Below are 14,374 nucleotides of genomic sequence, written 5' to 3' on the forward strand. Positions count from 1 at the left end.
AACGAATCGAAGGTGGCGAAGAGGCGAAAGGATCTGTTTGGAAGCAAATGACGGAGAGTAGAAAGAGAGAGGAAGGGAAATATTGAGCCACTCTTCGAATGCTGAAAAGAAGATAGAGAGGAGAAGCAGCATGAACATTGTTATCAAACGACTCGATCATATACAAATTTGCATCCCAATCGGTGCAGAGGACGAAGCACGGGCTTTTTATACGGGCGTGCTCGGTTTTGCCGAAATCGAAAAACCGGAAACGTTGAAAGCAAGCGGCGGGCTTTGGTATAAAATTGGCGATATTGAACTGCATATCGGTGTTGAAAACCGCGGAGGATATCGAAGCAAAAGCCATCCGGCGTTTGAAGTGGAAAATATCGAAGCAGTGCGGTGCTACTTGGAAGAAAAGGGAGTAGTGACACAAGACGAAAAAACCATTCCAGGTGTGACTCGCTTCTCCTTTCACGATCCGTTTCACAACCGAATAGAATTTCTTGAGAAACAGCAATAAAAGCGTGGAACAGTCTTCGTTTGACTTTGTTGACAATAAATTGAGACAGAAGTGGAGAAAACTTCTGTCTTTTTTTGCTTTTGTGACAAAATTCGACATCATTTGTCTTCGTTTTTGTGTAAGATAAGGGTAGTCATTTTAGTTGAGGATTAATTTTTTCGTTCCTGCTTTTATTATGACAATGGGTGCATTTGGACTGATTTATGTTATACAGAGAGAGCGGGACTATTGTCCAAAATGTGGTGGGAAGCTACTAGATTTTTATGTTGATCGTAATCAAAGAGCGTTTACCGAGGGAGAGTTAGAGGTGTTTAAAGTTTTACACCCAGAAGATCGTTCAACATTTCAGAAAGTGAAATATTGCCGCCAATGTCGAAAAGCATATCGGCGTATACATTAATTATGGATTCACTGCATAACAAAAATAAAGAGGAGAAACATGATGCGAATACGCAAATGCGCTAGAGCAGTAATCGTCAATGAATGTCATGAAATTCTTCTTCAAAAATTTGAATTTACGGATGTCGTAGGAAACGTCGTGTTGTGCAAAGGGGATGGGGATGATTCGTAAATTGAGCGGGGCAGATCATGATGTTGTGTTTTCTTTTTTAAAGCAGGAGCCTTCATTGAATCTTTTTATTATTGGTGATATTGAGGCGTTCGGTTACGAGCAGGAATTCCAAGAGTTGTGGGGCGATTTTGATGAGAATGGTAGATTGAGAGGCGTATTGTTGCGATTTTACGATTCGTATATTCCTTATGCTCCGAGGGATTTTGATACTGATGGATTTGCAGAAGTGATGCGAAATACTTCTCATCCTGTTCGTCTTTCTGGGAAAACGGAGCTTGTCGCAAAATTTGAACCTCTCTTACTGCTTGGAAAAAAGCGAGTCACGTATTTTTGTGAATGTAACGAAATCACATTTCCAGAAGAGCAAAGTCGCTATGAAATTAAGCGAGCAACGATTGATGATGTCGATCGAATACTTGAACTGCGTCGCCGCATCACGGAGTTTTCGGTACCGCCGTCATCGCGAGATATGCTAGTCAAATCGTTAGAAACAAATACAGGGCGTGTGTACTATATCGAGGAAGATGGTCGCATGGTGTCGTCTGTTGCAACAACTGCAGAAAATACGCTATCTGCGATGGTTGTCGGCGTGTGTACAGATCCGAATCATCGCCACAAAGGATATGCAAGCGAAATTATGAAGTGCGTCATTCAAGATTACGTTCGCATTGGAAAAACGTTATGTTTATTTTATGACAATCCGAATGCGGGTCGTATTTATAAAAGACTTGGTTTTCATGATATCGGGATGTGGACGATGTACGGATAATTTCTGGATAGATGTAGAAAACGTGGAGTTAACGGGCTTCACGTTTTTCTTTTGTTGCATAGGTGAGCTATAATGGAGAGGTCAGATGAACCGAAGGGGAAGGATTGGTCGGTCATGCACATCATATTGTTTGATGGCGTTTGTCATTTTTGTGGTGCAACGGTTCGGTTTATTATTGAAAGAGACGAAAAAGCTTATTTTCGTTTTGCTTCGTTGCAAAGTGAAGCAGGTCAAGCGTTGCTTAAGAAATATCATATCCCTCAACAACTCGATAGTTTTATATTCATCGATGAATCTACATACTATGTTAAATCTACTGCAGCGTTACGCGTATGCAAACATTTGCGAGGATTTTGGAAGTACTTATATTGGTTTATTCTTATTCCTTTTCCTATTCGCGATCGAGTATATGATTGGATCGCGAAAAATAGGTATCGTTGGTTTGGAAAGACGGATTGCTGCTTTGTTCCGACAGAGGATATAAAAAAGCGCTTTTTATAGTGAAACGTGGTCAGTGAAGGAGGAAAAAATGATTCAAGGAGAAAATTTGTTGCTTGTAGCAAGTCTAGTTATGACATATTTGTTTTTTTATTATGGTGTGTTCGTTTTAAAAGCAGAACGACGCATGATGGATATGATTTTTAATAGTTTCGTGTATGGTTTGATCATATGGAAATTAAGCTACGGCATTGTACATCCGAACATGGTGCTAGAAAATCCATTAACGCTTCTTTATTTTAACGGTGGTGTTGTGGGACTTGTTTTGGCAGGGGTATTCATTGTCGTGTATACATATTGGCAGTTGAAAATACAGCACATTCCGTTCGACGCTTATATACGTGTAGCTACCCCAATATATTTTGGATATTGGATTGTATTTCTCGTATGGAAGGGAAGTGGATTTCCAGAAAATCGCTTCATTTGGCTACAAGCTGTCGTCGCTGTTGTTTTCTTTATTGTTTCTTCACGTATAAAAACGACGAGAAAGCTATGGCAACTGCTTGTTTCGTTCCATATTCTCGTCTTCATCTTCTCATCCATATCGGATATGACAAAAGAAACAACTTCGCAGCAATCGAGTTCGAACATTGGAATTGATGTAGGAGAAATTGCCCCTGATTTCGAGTTAATGACATTACAGGGCGAAAAAATGAAGCTTTCTCAGTTTCGAGGGAAAAAAGTAGTTTTAAATTTTTGGGCATCATGGTGTCCTCCGTGCCGTGCGGAAATGCCAGAGATGCAACGATTTTATGAGCAGTATGGACAACATGTCGTGATTGTAGCGGTCAATTTGACGAATAAAGAAAAAAATCGTCATGTCGTCGAAACGTTCGTGAATCAAAAAAGATTGACGTTTGATATCATGCTTGATGAGCAAGGAACAGTTAGTAAAACATATAAAGTGATCACCATTCCGACTTCGTATATCATCGATGAACAAGGGGTCATTCGTAGCAAACATGTCGGTCCACTTTCATACGAGGCAATGAAACGAGCGATGTTGTCGAAATGATGTTGCGGTATCAAACATTGAGCGAACAGCTGTTATATCTGTCCGCTCATTTGCTCTTGCGATTTTCTATTTGCATATAGCCAAGCAAAACTGCAATGGCTTAACAGTACCCGCCACACTTTAAGCAGATGATTTGAAGGAAAAAAGATATGTTCGTTACAATAAGGGAGAAAATTTCCTCCGCTTTGGAGAGACGAAAATGAGGTGTATCGATGAAGATTGAAGTATGGTCCGATTTTGTTTGTCCGTTTTGTTATATTGGCAAGCGGCGGTTAGAGCAGGCGCTTGAGTCTTTTCCGCATCGAGAGAATGTTGAGGTTGTTTTCCGTAGCTTTGAACTTGATCCGAATGCGAAAAAAGAAACGCCATTTAGCATCCACGAAATCATTGCGCAAAAATACGGCATGTCCGTAGAAGAAGCGAAGCGAGCAAATGCCGATATTGGCAAGCAAGCGGAGGCGATTGGTCTCACGTTCCGCTTTGAGACGATGAAGCCGACCAATACGTTTGATGCGCATCGTTTGGCACAATACGCGAAAGAAAAAGGAAAACTTCATGAAGTGGTGGAGCGGCTGTTTTACGCCTATTTCACTGAATCGAAGCGAATTAGCGACCGCGATGTGTTGCTTGAGCTTGCCGAAGCAGCAGGACTTGGCCGCAAAGAGGCGGAAGCGGTGCTTGATGGTGAGCATTATGCAGAACAAGTGCGAAAAGATGAAGCAATGGCGGCTCAACTCGGCATCCGCGGTGTACCGTTTTTCGTGTTAAATGGAAAATATGCGATTTCTGGTGCTCAGCCCGTCGAAATATTCCGTCAGGCGCTCGAGAAAGTGTGGATGGAAGAACAGCAGTCATCCTCGCTACAATCGCTAGCAGAAGAAGGAAAAACGTGTGCGGATGGAAATTGCTCTATCGACTAAATAACTCAAGCGAATAAATGCCGGCTAGAAGCTAGCCGGCTCATCTTGTTGAAAAAACGACAAGCTGAGACGCTCAAGACATAACAATTCAAGCGTTTTTTTCGTGATACTATTGTTTTTTTCTTAATTTTTGGGATTATGAACATCTTGTTTGTCAAACGCATTTTGTAGCAAAGAGCGCGTTTTTTCAAATTCCTTTGCTTATTCAACTTTCCCACCTTAGCTGAAGGGCCTCCTTTTCTCTATAAGTGAGAGGTCAAGACCATGCTTTTTTCAACAATTCCACTCCGAGTTGGATTTCATCAAAAGAAAGATTGCTAAAACCAAGTTTAATCATTGGTTTGTCTGAATGGTTTTTAATAACGTAGCGCGAAGTAGGATACACTTTTACTCCATAAGAGAAAGCTCGCTCGATAAGCCATTCTTCTGAACAGTTCAAGTGTACCTTGACTAATATATATAACCCAGACTGTTCACCGATAATGGTTATCTTATCCTCAAACGCTTTTCTTAATAATGATACGAAGTGTTGCATTTTTCGCTTATAAACAAGGCGCATTCGTTTAATGTGTCGGCTCCATTCGCCTTCTTCCATAAACTTCGCCATAGCGAGTTGGCTAATGAGTGATGCAGTATTTTCGAAAAGGAAAAATTGCTCTTTGTAACGATTTAACAGATGTTGTGGCAACACCATGTAGCTTAAACGAATCCCTGGAAGAAAAGCTTTTGAGAAATTCCCTAGATAAATGACTCTTGTCGAATCAATGGAAGCAAGAGCAGGGAACGGTTTTTGCGTATAGCGAAATTCACTATCGTAATCATCTTCAATGATATATCCCTTCACTTTGTTGACCCAATGAATGAGCAGTTGTCGTTGTTGGATGGACATGCTTACTCCCATCGGGCTTTGATGAGAGGGGGTTACATAAATTAATTGGGAGTGCATTTGTTCTAGCTTGGAAAGATCCACACCCGTTTCGTAAACCGGCAATGTTTCGAACATAAAACGATGAAATTGAAAGGCTTCCCGAGCACCGTCGTAACCAGGATCTTCAACGATAATACTTTGGAACTCATCCCTCAGTATACGCCCAAGGTATACAAGCATTTGTTGGGTACTACTTCCGATGATCACTGCATTTGGATCCGTTTTTACACCACGCGATTGAAAAAGATAGGCTGCAATTTGTTCGCGCAGGCATAATTCTCCAAAAGGATCTCCATACCGAAAGCTATCCTTTATTGTTAGTACTTGATTAGAGATTTTTCTCCATGTTTTGAAAGGAAAATGTGATTGATCTACGACATCTGCCCGAAAGTCAACAAAAACAGTTGGCGCAAGATTTATTTGCTTAGGTTGCGAAGCGGTGTAAATTTCATGAACGAGAAAGGGCTCTAATTCATTTACAAAATAGCCTTTTCGACTTTCTCCACGAATATATCCCTCAGCAACAAGCTGCTCGTATGCCATTAGTGTTGTATTGCGGCTAACATGTAAAGACTCTGCAAGTTGCCGAATGGATGGCAATCGCTCGTTCGGTTTTATGTCGCCTTGCTCAATAAAAAATTTGAGTTTTTCGTAGATTTGTTTGTATTTAGGGGAGTGATCATGGAAAGGGAAAATCATATTTTGCATTTTTATCATCCTGACATGTTAATTTTTTTATTATTGTACCTTTTTAAATGTCAGTTTAAATTATACCATGTTTTGTAGAGAGTTGGTTTATATCAAAAATAAAGTAGAGGAGAGTGGCTATGTATATTCCAGATGATTTTGCGATCACAGAAACAGCGGTTGCTTATGAAACTATAGAGAAAAATAGTTTTGCCACATTGTTCTCTATCCATAGAGGGGAGCCGTTTGCTACACATTTACCTTTGCTATTGAATAAGGAGAAAACGTATTTGTATGGTCATTTTGCCCGTTCGAACCCACAATGGAAAGATATTGAAAATCAAATCGTTTTAGCGGTGTTTCACGGTCCGCATTGTTATATTTCTCCTTCTTGGTATGAAACGAATCAAGCCGTGCCAACGTGGAATTATGTAGTGGTGCATGTGTATGGCGAGGTTGAGTTAATCGAGGATGAACACGAGCTAATGAGTTCCTTAAATGATATGGTACTTAAGTATGAAGCTGATAATCGTTCGTACAGGCTGCAAGATGTAGGCGCGGACCTTCTTCATGGCATGATGAAAGGACTTCAAGGATTCAAAATAAAAATCAATAAGATCGAAGGGAAGGCAAAACTAAGCCAAAACCATTCTCGTCATAGACAAGAACTCGTGATAAAACAATTAGAACAACTCCCGTTACCAAACGAGCAACAAATCGCCACTTTAATGAAAGAAAATTTGAAAAATAAAATGTAACTTTATTGGTCGAAAAGGAGTGAAATATAATGGATTCAACGATTTGGTTATTTGTTATTTCGGCGACTGCATTGTTAATCATGCCTGGGCCTGCGGTGTTTTATATTATGGCAAGAAGTATCGATCAAGGGAAGGAAGCGGGGCTTGTATCGGTTCTTGGTGTTTCTCTTGGTGGCGCTGTTCATGTTTTGGCAGGAGCAGCTGGAGTGTCCGCCATTCTTATGACATCTGCTACAGCTTTTACGATTGTGAAATATTTGGGTGCTGTTTATCTTGTTTATCTCGGGTGCAAAACTTTATTTTCTACATCTCACGAAAATCATGTCGCCAGTTCAAAAACGAATCATAAAAAATTATGGAAGATTTTTTATGAATCGGTAATCGTCGAAGTGATGAATCCTAAAACAGCACTGTTTTTTCTCGCTTTCTTTCCGCAGTTCATCACACCTTCTGCAGGCTCGGTCCCTGCACAATTTTTACTTTTAGGAACGATATTTATTATCCTCGCTTTTATTAACGATAGTCTATATGCCATTCTTGCAGCGAGCATTCGAAAATGGATCGTGGGAAAAAAGGGACATGCGAAGGTAGTGAACAAGGTAACGGGTTACTTATATATTGTCTTAGGGATATTTTCAACCTTTGCAAGCCCGTCTAACAAGTAGAGGATGAGGTCATTTATTACGGACAAATTTGCGATCCTATCCATTCGATTTACTGTACGTAAATTAAATAAGCGAACAGCTGTTATATCTGTTCGCTCTCTTTTTTTTGCGATTTTCTATTTGCCATTTGGGCATATAGTTCAGGAAAGCTGCAATGGGATACGATTGATTCAATTAATATTTGTTTCGTGTCTCTCTTTTGTAATTTCATATTCATTTGTAATCCGACCTGAAGTAGTTGTTCTTTTTTGAAAGACGATAAAAATGTTGTTGCTTCCTCCTTGTTCATATGTTTAATTTGTTTCATGACATGTGAATAGTCGATTTCGCTTGTGATTTGTTTTTTTTGATGTTGCAACTTTGCAGAAAGATCATCTAGCATCTCATCAACCGTACAGTGTTCGTAATGCTTTAAAATAATAATTGTTTTTTCTAATATATTTACTAATGTTTTTACATTCATACAACAATTCCTCCGCTCATTCGGTTTAAAAATTCAAGTGTAATTTTTTTCACACATTCGCTTTGTTTTGCTTGGTTGTTTTCAACGGCAAATACAGGATAGCTGAGTGCAGATGCTTTTGTGATGGCATCACCGTATGGTAAATAGTTGTTAAATATCATATCAGGTGAAAGGGTATGTTTTAATGTATTGATCATATTTGTTTGTGTATATTTTGGTTGGTTTCCGTACTCTCGAATGAAATTGAGGACGATGCCGATGAGTTTTGTATCGCTATATTCTTTTGAACTCGATTGAAATCTTTCGTTTAATTCATCTACTTTATTTTTAATTGCTGAAATACCATATGAAGAAAGACGATCAGGAATCGCGGGAATTAAATAGTAATCGCTTGCGTACAAGGCATTTTGCGTAATGTAATTTAAATTTGGCGGACAATCGATAAAAATAAAATCGTACTCATGTTTCACCGTGTTTAAAATGTGGTGCAGCATTTGAAATTTATAAATGTCCGAACCAAATAAATGTTCTTTAAAATGTGGTCGGGAATAAACGGCAATGTCCATGTCCGTATGAATAAGTTCCGCATGTGCTGGAAGCAAATCAATATGTTCATATACTTTCCCATTTCCGCTTCGCACGCATGCTTTTAAAATAAAGTCGTCCACATCGACTTGTGGATGCTCATTTTTCAAGTAATGTTCGATTAAATCTTTCAATGTGCCGATCGGAGGTGTTTTATGATAGGCTAATTGTTCAAACCATTCTGGTGTTAGACATGAAATGGAAAGGTTACATTGGGCATCCGCATCTACTAATAACACCTTCGGTTGAGAATATGTAAGATCAAATAACTCCAATTCGTCAGATGATAAATGTTGCAGTCCTGTTGCTAAATGATGGGTGACGGTTGTCTTTCCTACGCCACCTTTCCAGTTGATGATGCTCACTACTTTTGCTTGTCGCTCCATGATGATCCCCCCTGTTGCATATAGACGGTTTATTTGTATGAGAAAAACGGAAAGGTTATGACGGATTTTTTCTATAGTAATGTCATGATTCGTGTTATAGTCATATCATCGTGGGGGAAACAACTGCTAACGTATGAAACAAAACAATTCGATTGATATGTTGGGATGGAAGTGCGTGTTGTTGATGGAAAATTGGTGTATTGTCCAACTCGTTTGAACGATTGTTTTATGTTATAATTGTTATAACGATTATAACGAAGAGGTGAGCTATATGCTACATGCAGATCGGAAAGTGTTGAAAATAGGAAACTCACTAGGAGTTACTTTTCCTACGGAATTCCTTCAAAAGCTTGATATACATCAAGGAGACGAAATACAAATGGAGTTTAAAGATAACCAAATTGTGATAAAGAAAAGTAACAAAGTGAACTTGCCAAAAGGCATTTCGAAAGATTTTTTTGACGTGTTAAATGAAACGCTCGAGGAGTATGACGAAACGATTAAGGGGCTTGTTGATCGGTGAGGTATTTAACAGTAGAGGAAATCATTGCGACGAACTTCTTCATTATTGAGAAATACTCGCCTCGTGAAATGAAAGGTGTAAAAGAAAAATCATTATTGGAATCTGCTGTGTATCGTCCACAACAAAGTCTGCTTGGCGAAGATGCTTACCCTACTATTTTTGAGAAAGCAGCTGCATTGTTTGAGTCTTTGGCAAAAAACCATTGTTTCCATAATGCAAACAAACGAACAGCTTTTGTTGCTCTTATTCAATTTTTGAAATACAACGGCTATCGGTTTGTGATGCCAAAAGATGAGGCAATTGAATTTGTTGTTGATGTGGTAAATCATCAATATTCCTTTAACGAAATTGTTGCTACAATTAAAGAATACACAGTGAAGTGTTAGTTTTGGTATTCCGCGAAATGAAATGAATGAGCTTTCATCCTTCCGACATATTGGATTTCTCAAGGAGTAGTAGCGCTAGCGGAAAATCATAACACGTTTTGGGGGTATTGGTTAGGAGGCACATTCTATCATGTCCTTTTAATATGGGGGCTATTTCGGAAGTTTTTTCGCTCGATTGAATAACGGAATCTCCTCTTGCATACAAAAGAGTTTCTCGTACACCTTCGCGCCAAAGTAATGGAAACAAGCATTTCTCAAAAAGAGGAATGCTTTTTATGTTTTAAAACAAATAAATAATTTGAAACAATAATTATTTATTGTAAAACGATAAATAATGTATTAAAATGGAATGGAAATGATCGAAGTGAGGTGCTTGTTGTGAAACGAGAGACACTTTTTTTAAAAAGCGCTATTTTGATTATCGGCTCTCCTGTTGCTATGTTATGTGTATTTGTTTTACCTAAGTTTCCTAACTTTTATGCCGAGTGGTTGCCAGAATTAGCGTATTTGCGCTATCCGATCACGATCTTTTTTTACGTTACCGCGATTCCGTTTTTCTTTGCGTTGTATCAAGCGTTCAACATTTTAACTTATATTGACAAAAACGAAGCGTTTTCCGATTTATCAGTAAAAGCGTTAAAGTATATAAAAAATTGTGCAACTGCCATTAGTTTGTTGTATATCGCAGGTATGCCGTTTTTTTATCTTACTGCTGATTTAGATGACGCCCCAGGGATTATCATCATCGGGTTGATGGTTGTGTTTGGAGCGATGGTCGTCGCAGTGTTTGCCGCAGTGCTGCAAAAGCTTTTACAAAAGGCAATCGAGATCAAATCGGAAAACGACTTAACCGTTTGAGGTGAATCACATGGCGATTATTGTGAATCTAGATGTCATGTTGGCGAAAAGGAAAATGAGTGTGACTGAGCTGTCAGAAAAAGTAGGAATAACGATGGCAAATTTATCAATCTTAAAAAACGGCAAAGCAAAAGCGATTCGGTTGTCGACGTTAGATGCCATTTGTAAAGCATTAGAATGCCAACCGGGAGATATTTTAGAATATCGAAGCGATGACGAAATGTAATGGGAGGCAAAAGCGATGAGAGCGTTCATTCAACTCGTTCATTTTGGTTGGGAACAAGCGTTATCTTGCTTGTTTCCCGTTGTTATTTTTGCCTCGTTAGCCGTAACAAAAATGGTGCCGCTTCCTTTCTTGCCACGGTATGATTGGCTGCTTATTATTTGCCTTTTGATGCAATGGTGGATGGTGCGTACCGGGCTAGAAACGCGAGATGAATTAAAAGTGATTACGATGTTTCACCTCATTGGTCTTGCGCTTGAATTGTTTAAAGTGCACATGGGGTCCTGGGCTTATCCAGAAGAAGGGTATGTTAAAATTTTCGGCGTGCCTTTATATAGCGGTTTTATGTATGCAAGTGTCGCCAGCTATCTTTGTCAAGCGTGGCGGCGGTTAAAGGTGGAACTCGTGAAATGGCCGCCATTTTCAGTCGTTGTTCCACTAGCTGCAGCGATTTATTTAAATTTTTTTACCCATCATTATTGGTTTGATGTTCGTTGGTGGTTAATCGGACTTGTTATGCTCGTTTTTTGGTCGTCATCCGTCACATACGAGGTGAATGGAACGCGTTATCGCATGCCGCTTGTGCTTTCATTTTTTCTCATCGGGTTTTTTATTTGGATTGCGGAAAATATTGCTACGTTCTTTGGGGCTTGGCAATATCCGAACCAAGCGAAGGCTTGGAGTATCGTTCACTTAGGAAAAGTAAGTTCATGGTTTTTATTAGTCATTGTCAGCTTTCTCATCGTTGCGACGTTAAAGCAGATGAAAGGAAAAAATCCACAGACGACGATTGTGGCGGTTAGGGCGCAATAGAATATATGATTTTAGCGAACAGCAATCGTCACTGTTCGCTCATCTTTTTGATCCGATATTCTTCAATCACTGAACGGACGATATGAGAAGAGCTCCATTCACCGAAGGAAAGATAGGTGATTGGATATTTCTTCGAGAAAAGAATGGATTGAATTTGTTTTTGTTGTGCACCTTGTTCATACAAATCAATAATTTTTCCTTGAAGTTCTTGTAAATAGTTAAGCTTTCGTTGTAAAGCAGTTCGCCCGTCTTTTATATAACCAGCGTGAGCACAAAATATTTCGTTAAAATCGTACGTTAACACTTTTCTTAATGATTCAATCAATGTAGGGACGCTTTCTTCGCGCAAAACGACTTTTGTTTTTTCTAGACAGTACAAATCCCCTGTAAAAAGTTGTCCTGTTTCGCGATTAAGAAATGCGAGATGATCAACCGTATGACCTGGTGTATGAATGACATCCCATGTCGCGTGGTGAGTAGAAAATGTTTTTCCAATCGGTTTGGCTTGGAAAGGGGGACGTTTTCCCCAAAAAAACTGGCGATATATCGGATAATCTGCTTGTTTTCGACAATAATCAATCATAAGCTCATTCATATAAATGGGCAGTTGTCGTTCGCTTTGTAAACATGTTGCACAACCTGTATGGTCTTCATGAAAATGAGTAATGACAACTTGGTCAATTTGTAATTGGTTGAAAAACTGTGTAAATTCTCGTGCTAACGATTGTGCTCCGGTGTCAATCAATACACCATCAATCGAGAAACAATGAACGGTTAAGCGAACTCCTTGAAATGTTAGAGTACCTTTGGCAACGTGGACATCGCCAACCTTTTCTTGTTCAAATTTTTTCTTTAGTAACATCCCCACTCCCCCTTAATCCCATTATACTATACAAAAATGAATAGTCATTCATTATTTTTGGTTTTATGAAAATCATCGTTTTTGTGTTTCATTCATAAAAAATGAGCTGCCCTAAAGCAACTCATCATATGACTAAAATACTTTTGATCTTGTCAAAAAACGTACCTCTTCGGATCCTTCAAGTGAAAACATGCCGCCGCGGCCGGGTACAACATCAATAATAAGTTGTGTATGTTTCCAATATTCATATTGAGCAGCATGCATATAAAATGGACATCCTCCAATTTCGCCAAGCAATACGTCTGAGTCACCGACCATAAACTCTCCTTGCGGGTAACACATCGGTGAACTTCCGTCGCAACATCCACCTGATTGATGAAACATCAGTGGACCATATTTCGCTTTTAGCTTTTCAATAAGTTGTAGGGCTGCGTCGGTCGCTATGACTTTCGGTTGCATGTGTCCCATCCTTTCAAAAAGGCAGCGCTTTCGAGACGCTGCCTTGACGATTAAAAAAATCCAAGTTTTTTCGGTGAGTAGCTAACAAGTAAGTTTTTCGTTTGTTGATAATTTTCGAGCATCATTTTATGCGTTTCACGTCCGATTCCTGACATTTTATATCCACCAAATGCCGCATGCGCAGGATATGCGTGATAACAATTTGTCCATACACGTCCAGCTTGAATACCACGTCCAAAGCGATACGCTGTATTAATATCGCGCGTCCATACTCCAGCACCTAGTCCGTATAATGTGTCATTTGCGATCGCTAACGCTTCATCTTTATCTTTAAATGTGGTGACAGATACAACCGGACCGAAAATTTCTTCTTGGAAGATACGCATACGATTATGCCCTTTAAAGACGGTTGGTTTGACATAATAACCACCTTGTAAGTCTCCTTCTAACATATTGCGCTCGCCGCCGATTAGAAGTTCAGCCCCTTCTTGTTTACCGATGTCGATGTATGACAAAATTTTCTCTAGCTGTTCAGATGAGGCTTGAGCGCCAATCATCGTATTCGTATCGAGCGGATTTCCTTGTTTAATTTGCTTCACTCGTTCTAAAGCCCGTTCCATAAACACATCGTAAATCGATTCTTCGATTAACGCGCGTGAAGGGCATGTACAAACTTCCCCTTGATTTAATGCGAACATCGTAAAACCTTCCAATGATTTATCGAAAAATTCGTCATCTTTCGCAACAACGTCAGCGAAGAAAATGTTTGGTGATTTTCCGCCGAGTTCAAGCGTAACCGGAATTAAATTTTGAGATGCATATTGCATAATTAAACGTCCGGTTGTTGTTTCGCCAGTAAAGGCAACTTTCGCAATTCGTGGGTTAGAAGCGAGCGGTTTGCCAGCTTCAAGACCAAATCCGTTGACGACGTTGATAACACCTTTTGGTAATAAGTCTTGAATTAACTCGATTAGCACAAGAATCGATGTTGGAGTTTGTTCTGCTGGCTTTAATACGACGCAGTTACCAGCAGCTAAAGCAGGTGCGAGTTTCCACGCTGCCATTAAAATTGGGAAGTTCCAAGGGATAATTTGTCCGACAACTCCAAGCGGCTCTTTGAAATGATAAGCAACGGTATCATCGTCAAGCTCTGCAAGCGTGCCTTCTTCAGCGCGAATGCAACCCGCAAAATAGCGGAAATGATCAATTGCCAACGGAATGTCAGCGGCATGTATTTGATAATTTAAAATTGAGCCACTTTTGAAGGGTTCGATCACATAAAAAATGAGCCACCTGATTTCCAATTTTCATTACCTCCCTTATGATTGAAAGTGCCTAAACTTTTCATCAGAGGGAGAGAAAAAGGATGATCAAGATGGCTCAATTTCATCATATCAAATTCTTGCATGAGGTAGAAGGGCTATCCCAACGACAAATTGCTCAAAAATTAGGGATTTCAAGAAATACCGTAAGCAAATATCTAAAACAGAATGAGGCTCCAAC

Annotated in this window: 18 protein-coding genes and 2 pseudogenes; 14 read left to right on the forward strand and 6 right to left on the reverse strand. The window is 39.5% G+C overall.

The genetic code is table 11. The features are described 5' to 3' along the window. The first annotated feature begins 130 nt into the window (after positions 1-130). From EKC99_RS13660 to EKC99_RS13685, 6 genes and pseudogenes are all read left to right on the forward strand, one after another. Complete coding sequence (locus EKC99_RS13660; RefSeq protein WP_163152357.1) at positions 131-502, forward strand: VOC family protein; 372 nt, start codon at positions 131-133, stop codon at positions 500-502. A gap of 442 nt (positions 503-944) precedes the next feature. Next, a pseudogene (locus EKC99_RS16010) lies at positions 945-1,046 on the forward strand (DNA mismatch repair protein MutT); the annotation flags it as partial. 16 nt (positions 1,047-1,062) lie between these two features. Beyond that, positions 1,063-1,842 (forward strand): GNAT family N-acetyltransferase, encoded by a 780-nt coding sequence (locus tag EKC99_RS13670; RefSeq protein ID WP_163152359.1) that lies wholly within the window; start codon positions 1,063-1,065, stop codon positions 1,840-1,842. Positions 1,843-1,914: 72 nt separating this feature from the next. After that, complete coding sequence (locus EKC99_RS13675) at positions 1,915-2,343, forward strand: thiol-disulfide oxidoreductase DCC family protein (protein WP_163152361.1); 429 nt, start codon at positions 1,915-1,917, stop codon at positions 2,341-2,343. Positions 2,344-2,371: 28 nt separating this feature from the next. After that, a complete protein-coding gene (locus EKC99_RS13680) occupies positions 2,372-3,355 on the forward strand; it encodes a peroxiredoxin family protein (RefSeq protein WP_163152363.1) in 984 nt (327 codons plus the stop codon). A 212-nt stretch (positions 3,356-3,567) separates the two neighbouring features. Then, positions 3,568-4,275 carry a DsbA family oxidoreductase gene (locus tag EKC99_RS13685; protein ID WP_163152365.1) on the forward strand — a complete coding sequence of 236 codons (708 nt, stop codon included), beginning with the start codon at positions 3,568-3,570 and terminating at the stop codon, positions 4,273-4,275. Positions 4,276-4,531: 256 nt separating this feature from the next. Here the strand turns inward: EKC99_RS13685 and pdxR are convergent, their stop codons facing one another. Next, on the reverse strand, positions 4,532-5,911 hold the full coding sequence (gene pdxR, locus EKC99_RS13690; RefSeq protein WP_163152367.1) for a MocR-like pyridoxine biosynthesis transcription factor PdxR: 1,380 nt from the start codon (positions 5,909-5,911) through the stop codon (positions 4,532-4,534). Positions 5,912-6,030: 119 nt separating this feature from the next. Here pdxR and EKC99_RS13695 point away from each other — a divergent pair, with 119 nt between their 5' ends. Next, positions 6,031-6,648 (forward strand): FMN-binding negative transcriptional regulator, encoded by a 618-nt coding sequence (locus tag EKC99_RS13695; RefSeq protein ID WP_163152369.1) that lies wholly within the window; start codon positions 6,031-6,033, stop codon positions 6,646-6,648. Between the two features lie 29 nt (positions 6,649-6,677). After that, the gene (locus tag EKC99_RS13700) at positions 6,678-7,313 is read left to right on the forward strand and encodes a LysE family translocator (protein ID WP_483296103.1); all 636 of its coding nucleotides are present in this window, start codon (positions 6,678-6,680) and stop codon (positions 7,311-7,313) included. 82 nt (positions 7,314-7,395) lie between these two features. Here the strand turns inward: EKC99_RS13700 and EKC99_RS13705 are convergent, their stop codons facing one another. Continuing rightward, positions 7,396-7,776 (reverse strand): hypothetical protein, encoded by a 381-nt coding sequence (locus EKC99_RS13705; protein ID WP_163152371.1) that lies wholly within the window; start codon positions 7,774-7,776, stop codon positions 7,396-7,398. Beyond that, entirely contained in the window at positions 7,773-8,747 is a 975-nt protein-coding gene (locus EKC99_RS13710) for a ParA family protein (RefSeq protein ID WP_163152373.1), read from the reverse strand. Before EKC99_RS13710 ends, EKC99_RS13705 begins: the two co-directional genes overlap by 4 nt. Positions 8,748-9,018: 271 nt before the next feature. Here EKC99_RS13710 and EKC99_RS16015 point away from each other — a divergent pair, with 271 nt between their 5' ends. The 5 genes from EKC99_RS16015 to EKC99_RS13735 all read left to right on the forward strand — a co-directional run bounded on the left by EKC99_RS16015 (position 9,019) and on the right by EKC99_RS13735 (position 11,550). Then, on the forward strand, positions 9,019-9,270 hold the full coding sequence (locus EKC99_RS16015) for an AbrB/MazE/SpoVT family DNA-binding domain-containing protein (protein WP_019417182.1): 252 nt from the start codon (positions 9,019-9,021) through the stop codon (positions 9,268-9,270). Further along, positions 9,267-9,656 carry a type II toxin-antitoxin system death-on-curing family toxin gene (locus tag EKC99_RS13720; RefSeq protein ID WP_019417183.1) on the forward strand — a complete coding sequence of 130 codons (390 nt, stop codon included), beginning with the start codon at positions 9,267-9,269 and terminating at the stop codon, positions 9,654-9,656. Before EKC99_RS16015 ends, EKC99_RS13720 begins: the two co-directional genes overlap by 4 nt. A gap of 438 nt (positions 9,657-10,094) precedes the next feature. Next, positions 10,095-10,514 carry a DUF2975 domain-containing protein gene (locus EKC99_RS13725; protein ID WP_305147721.1) on the forward strand — a complete coding sequence of 140 codons (420 nt, stop codon included), beginning with the start codon at positions 10,095-10,097 and terminating at the stop codon, positions 10,512-10,514. 10 nt (positions 10,515-10,524) lie between these two features. Then, on the forward strand, positions 10,525-10,740 hold the full coding sequence (locus EKC99_RS13730; RefSeq protein ID WP_009360904.1) for a helix-turn-helix domain-containing protein: 216 nt from the start codon (positions 10,525-10,527) through the stop codon (positions 10,738-10,740). Between the two features lie 15 nt (positions 10,741-10,755). Further along, a complete protein-coding gene (locus EKC99_RS13735) occupies positions 10,756-11,550 on the forward strand; it encodes a DUF817 domain-containing protein (protein ID WP_163152375.1) in 795 nt (264 codons plus the stop codon). A gap of 28 nt (positions 11,551-11,578) precedes the next feature. Here the strand turns inward: EKC99_RS13735 and EKC99_RS13740 are convergent, their stop codons facing one another. The 3 genes and pseudogenes from EKC99_RS13740 to adh form a co-directional block, all read right to left on the reverse strand. Next, on the reverse strand, positions 11,579-12,412 hold the full coding sequence (locus tag EKC99_RS13740) for an MBL fold metallo-hydrolase (protein ID WP_163152377.1): 834 nt from the start codon (positions 12,410-12,412) through the stop codon (positions 11,579-11,581). Between the two features lie 132 nt (positions 12,413-12,544). Further along, positions 12,545-12,871, reverse strand: a complete 327-nt coding sequence (locus EKC99_RS13745; RefSeq protein WP_163152379.1) for a DUF779 domain-containing protein — start codon at positions 12,869-12,871, stop codon at positions 12,545-12,547. 50 nt (positions 12,872-12,921) lie between these two features. Then, a pseudogene (adh, locus tag EKC99_RS13750) lies at positions 12,922-14,100 on the reverse strand (aldehyde dehydrogenase); the annotation flags it as partial. Between the two features lie 137 nt (positions 14,101-14,237). Here adh and EKC99_RS13755 point away from each other — a divergent pair. After that, on the forward strand, positions 14,238-14,374 hold a 137-nt coding region (locus EKC99_RS13755), incomplete at its 3' end, for a sigma factor-like helix-turn-helix DNA-binding protein (protein ID WP_163152381.1).

Origin of the sequence: Anoxybacillus sp. MB8, assembly GCF_011006755.1 — a bacterium.
GTDB classification, from domain to species: domain Bacteria; phylum Bacillota; class Bacilli; order Bacillales; family Anoxybacillaceae; genus Anoxybacillus; species Anoxybacillus gonensis.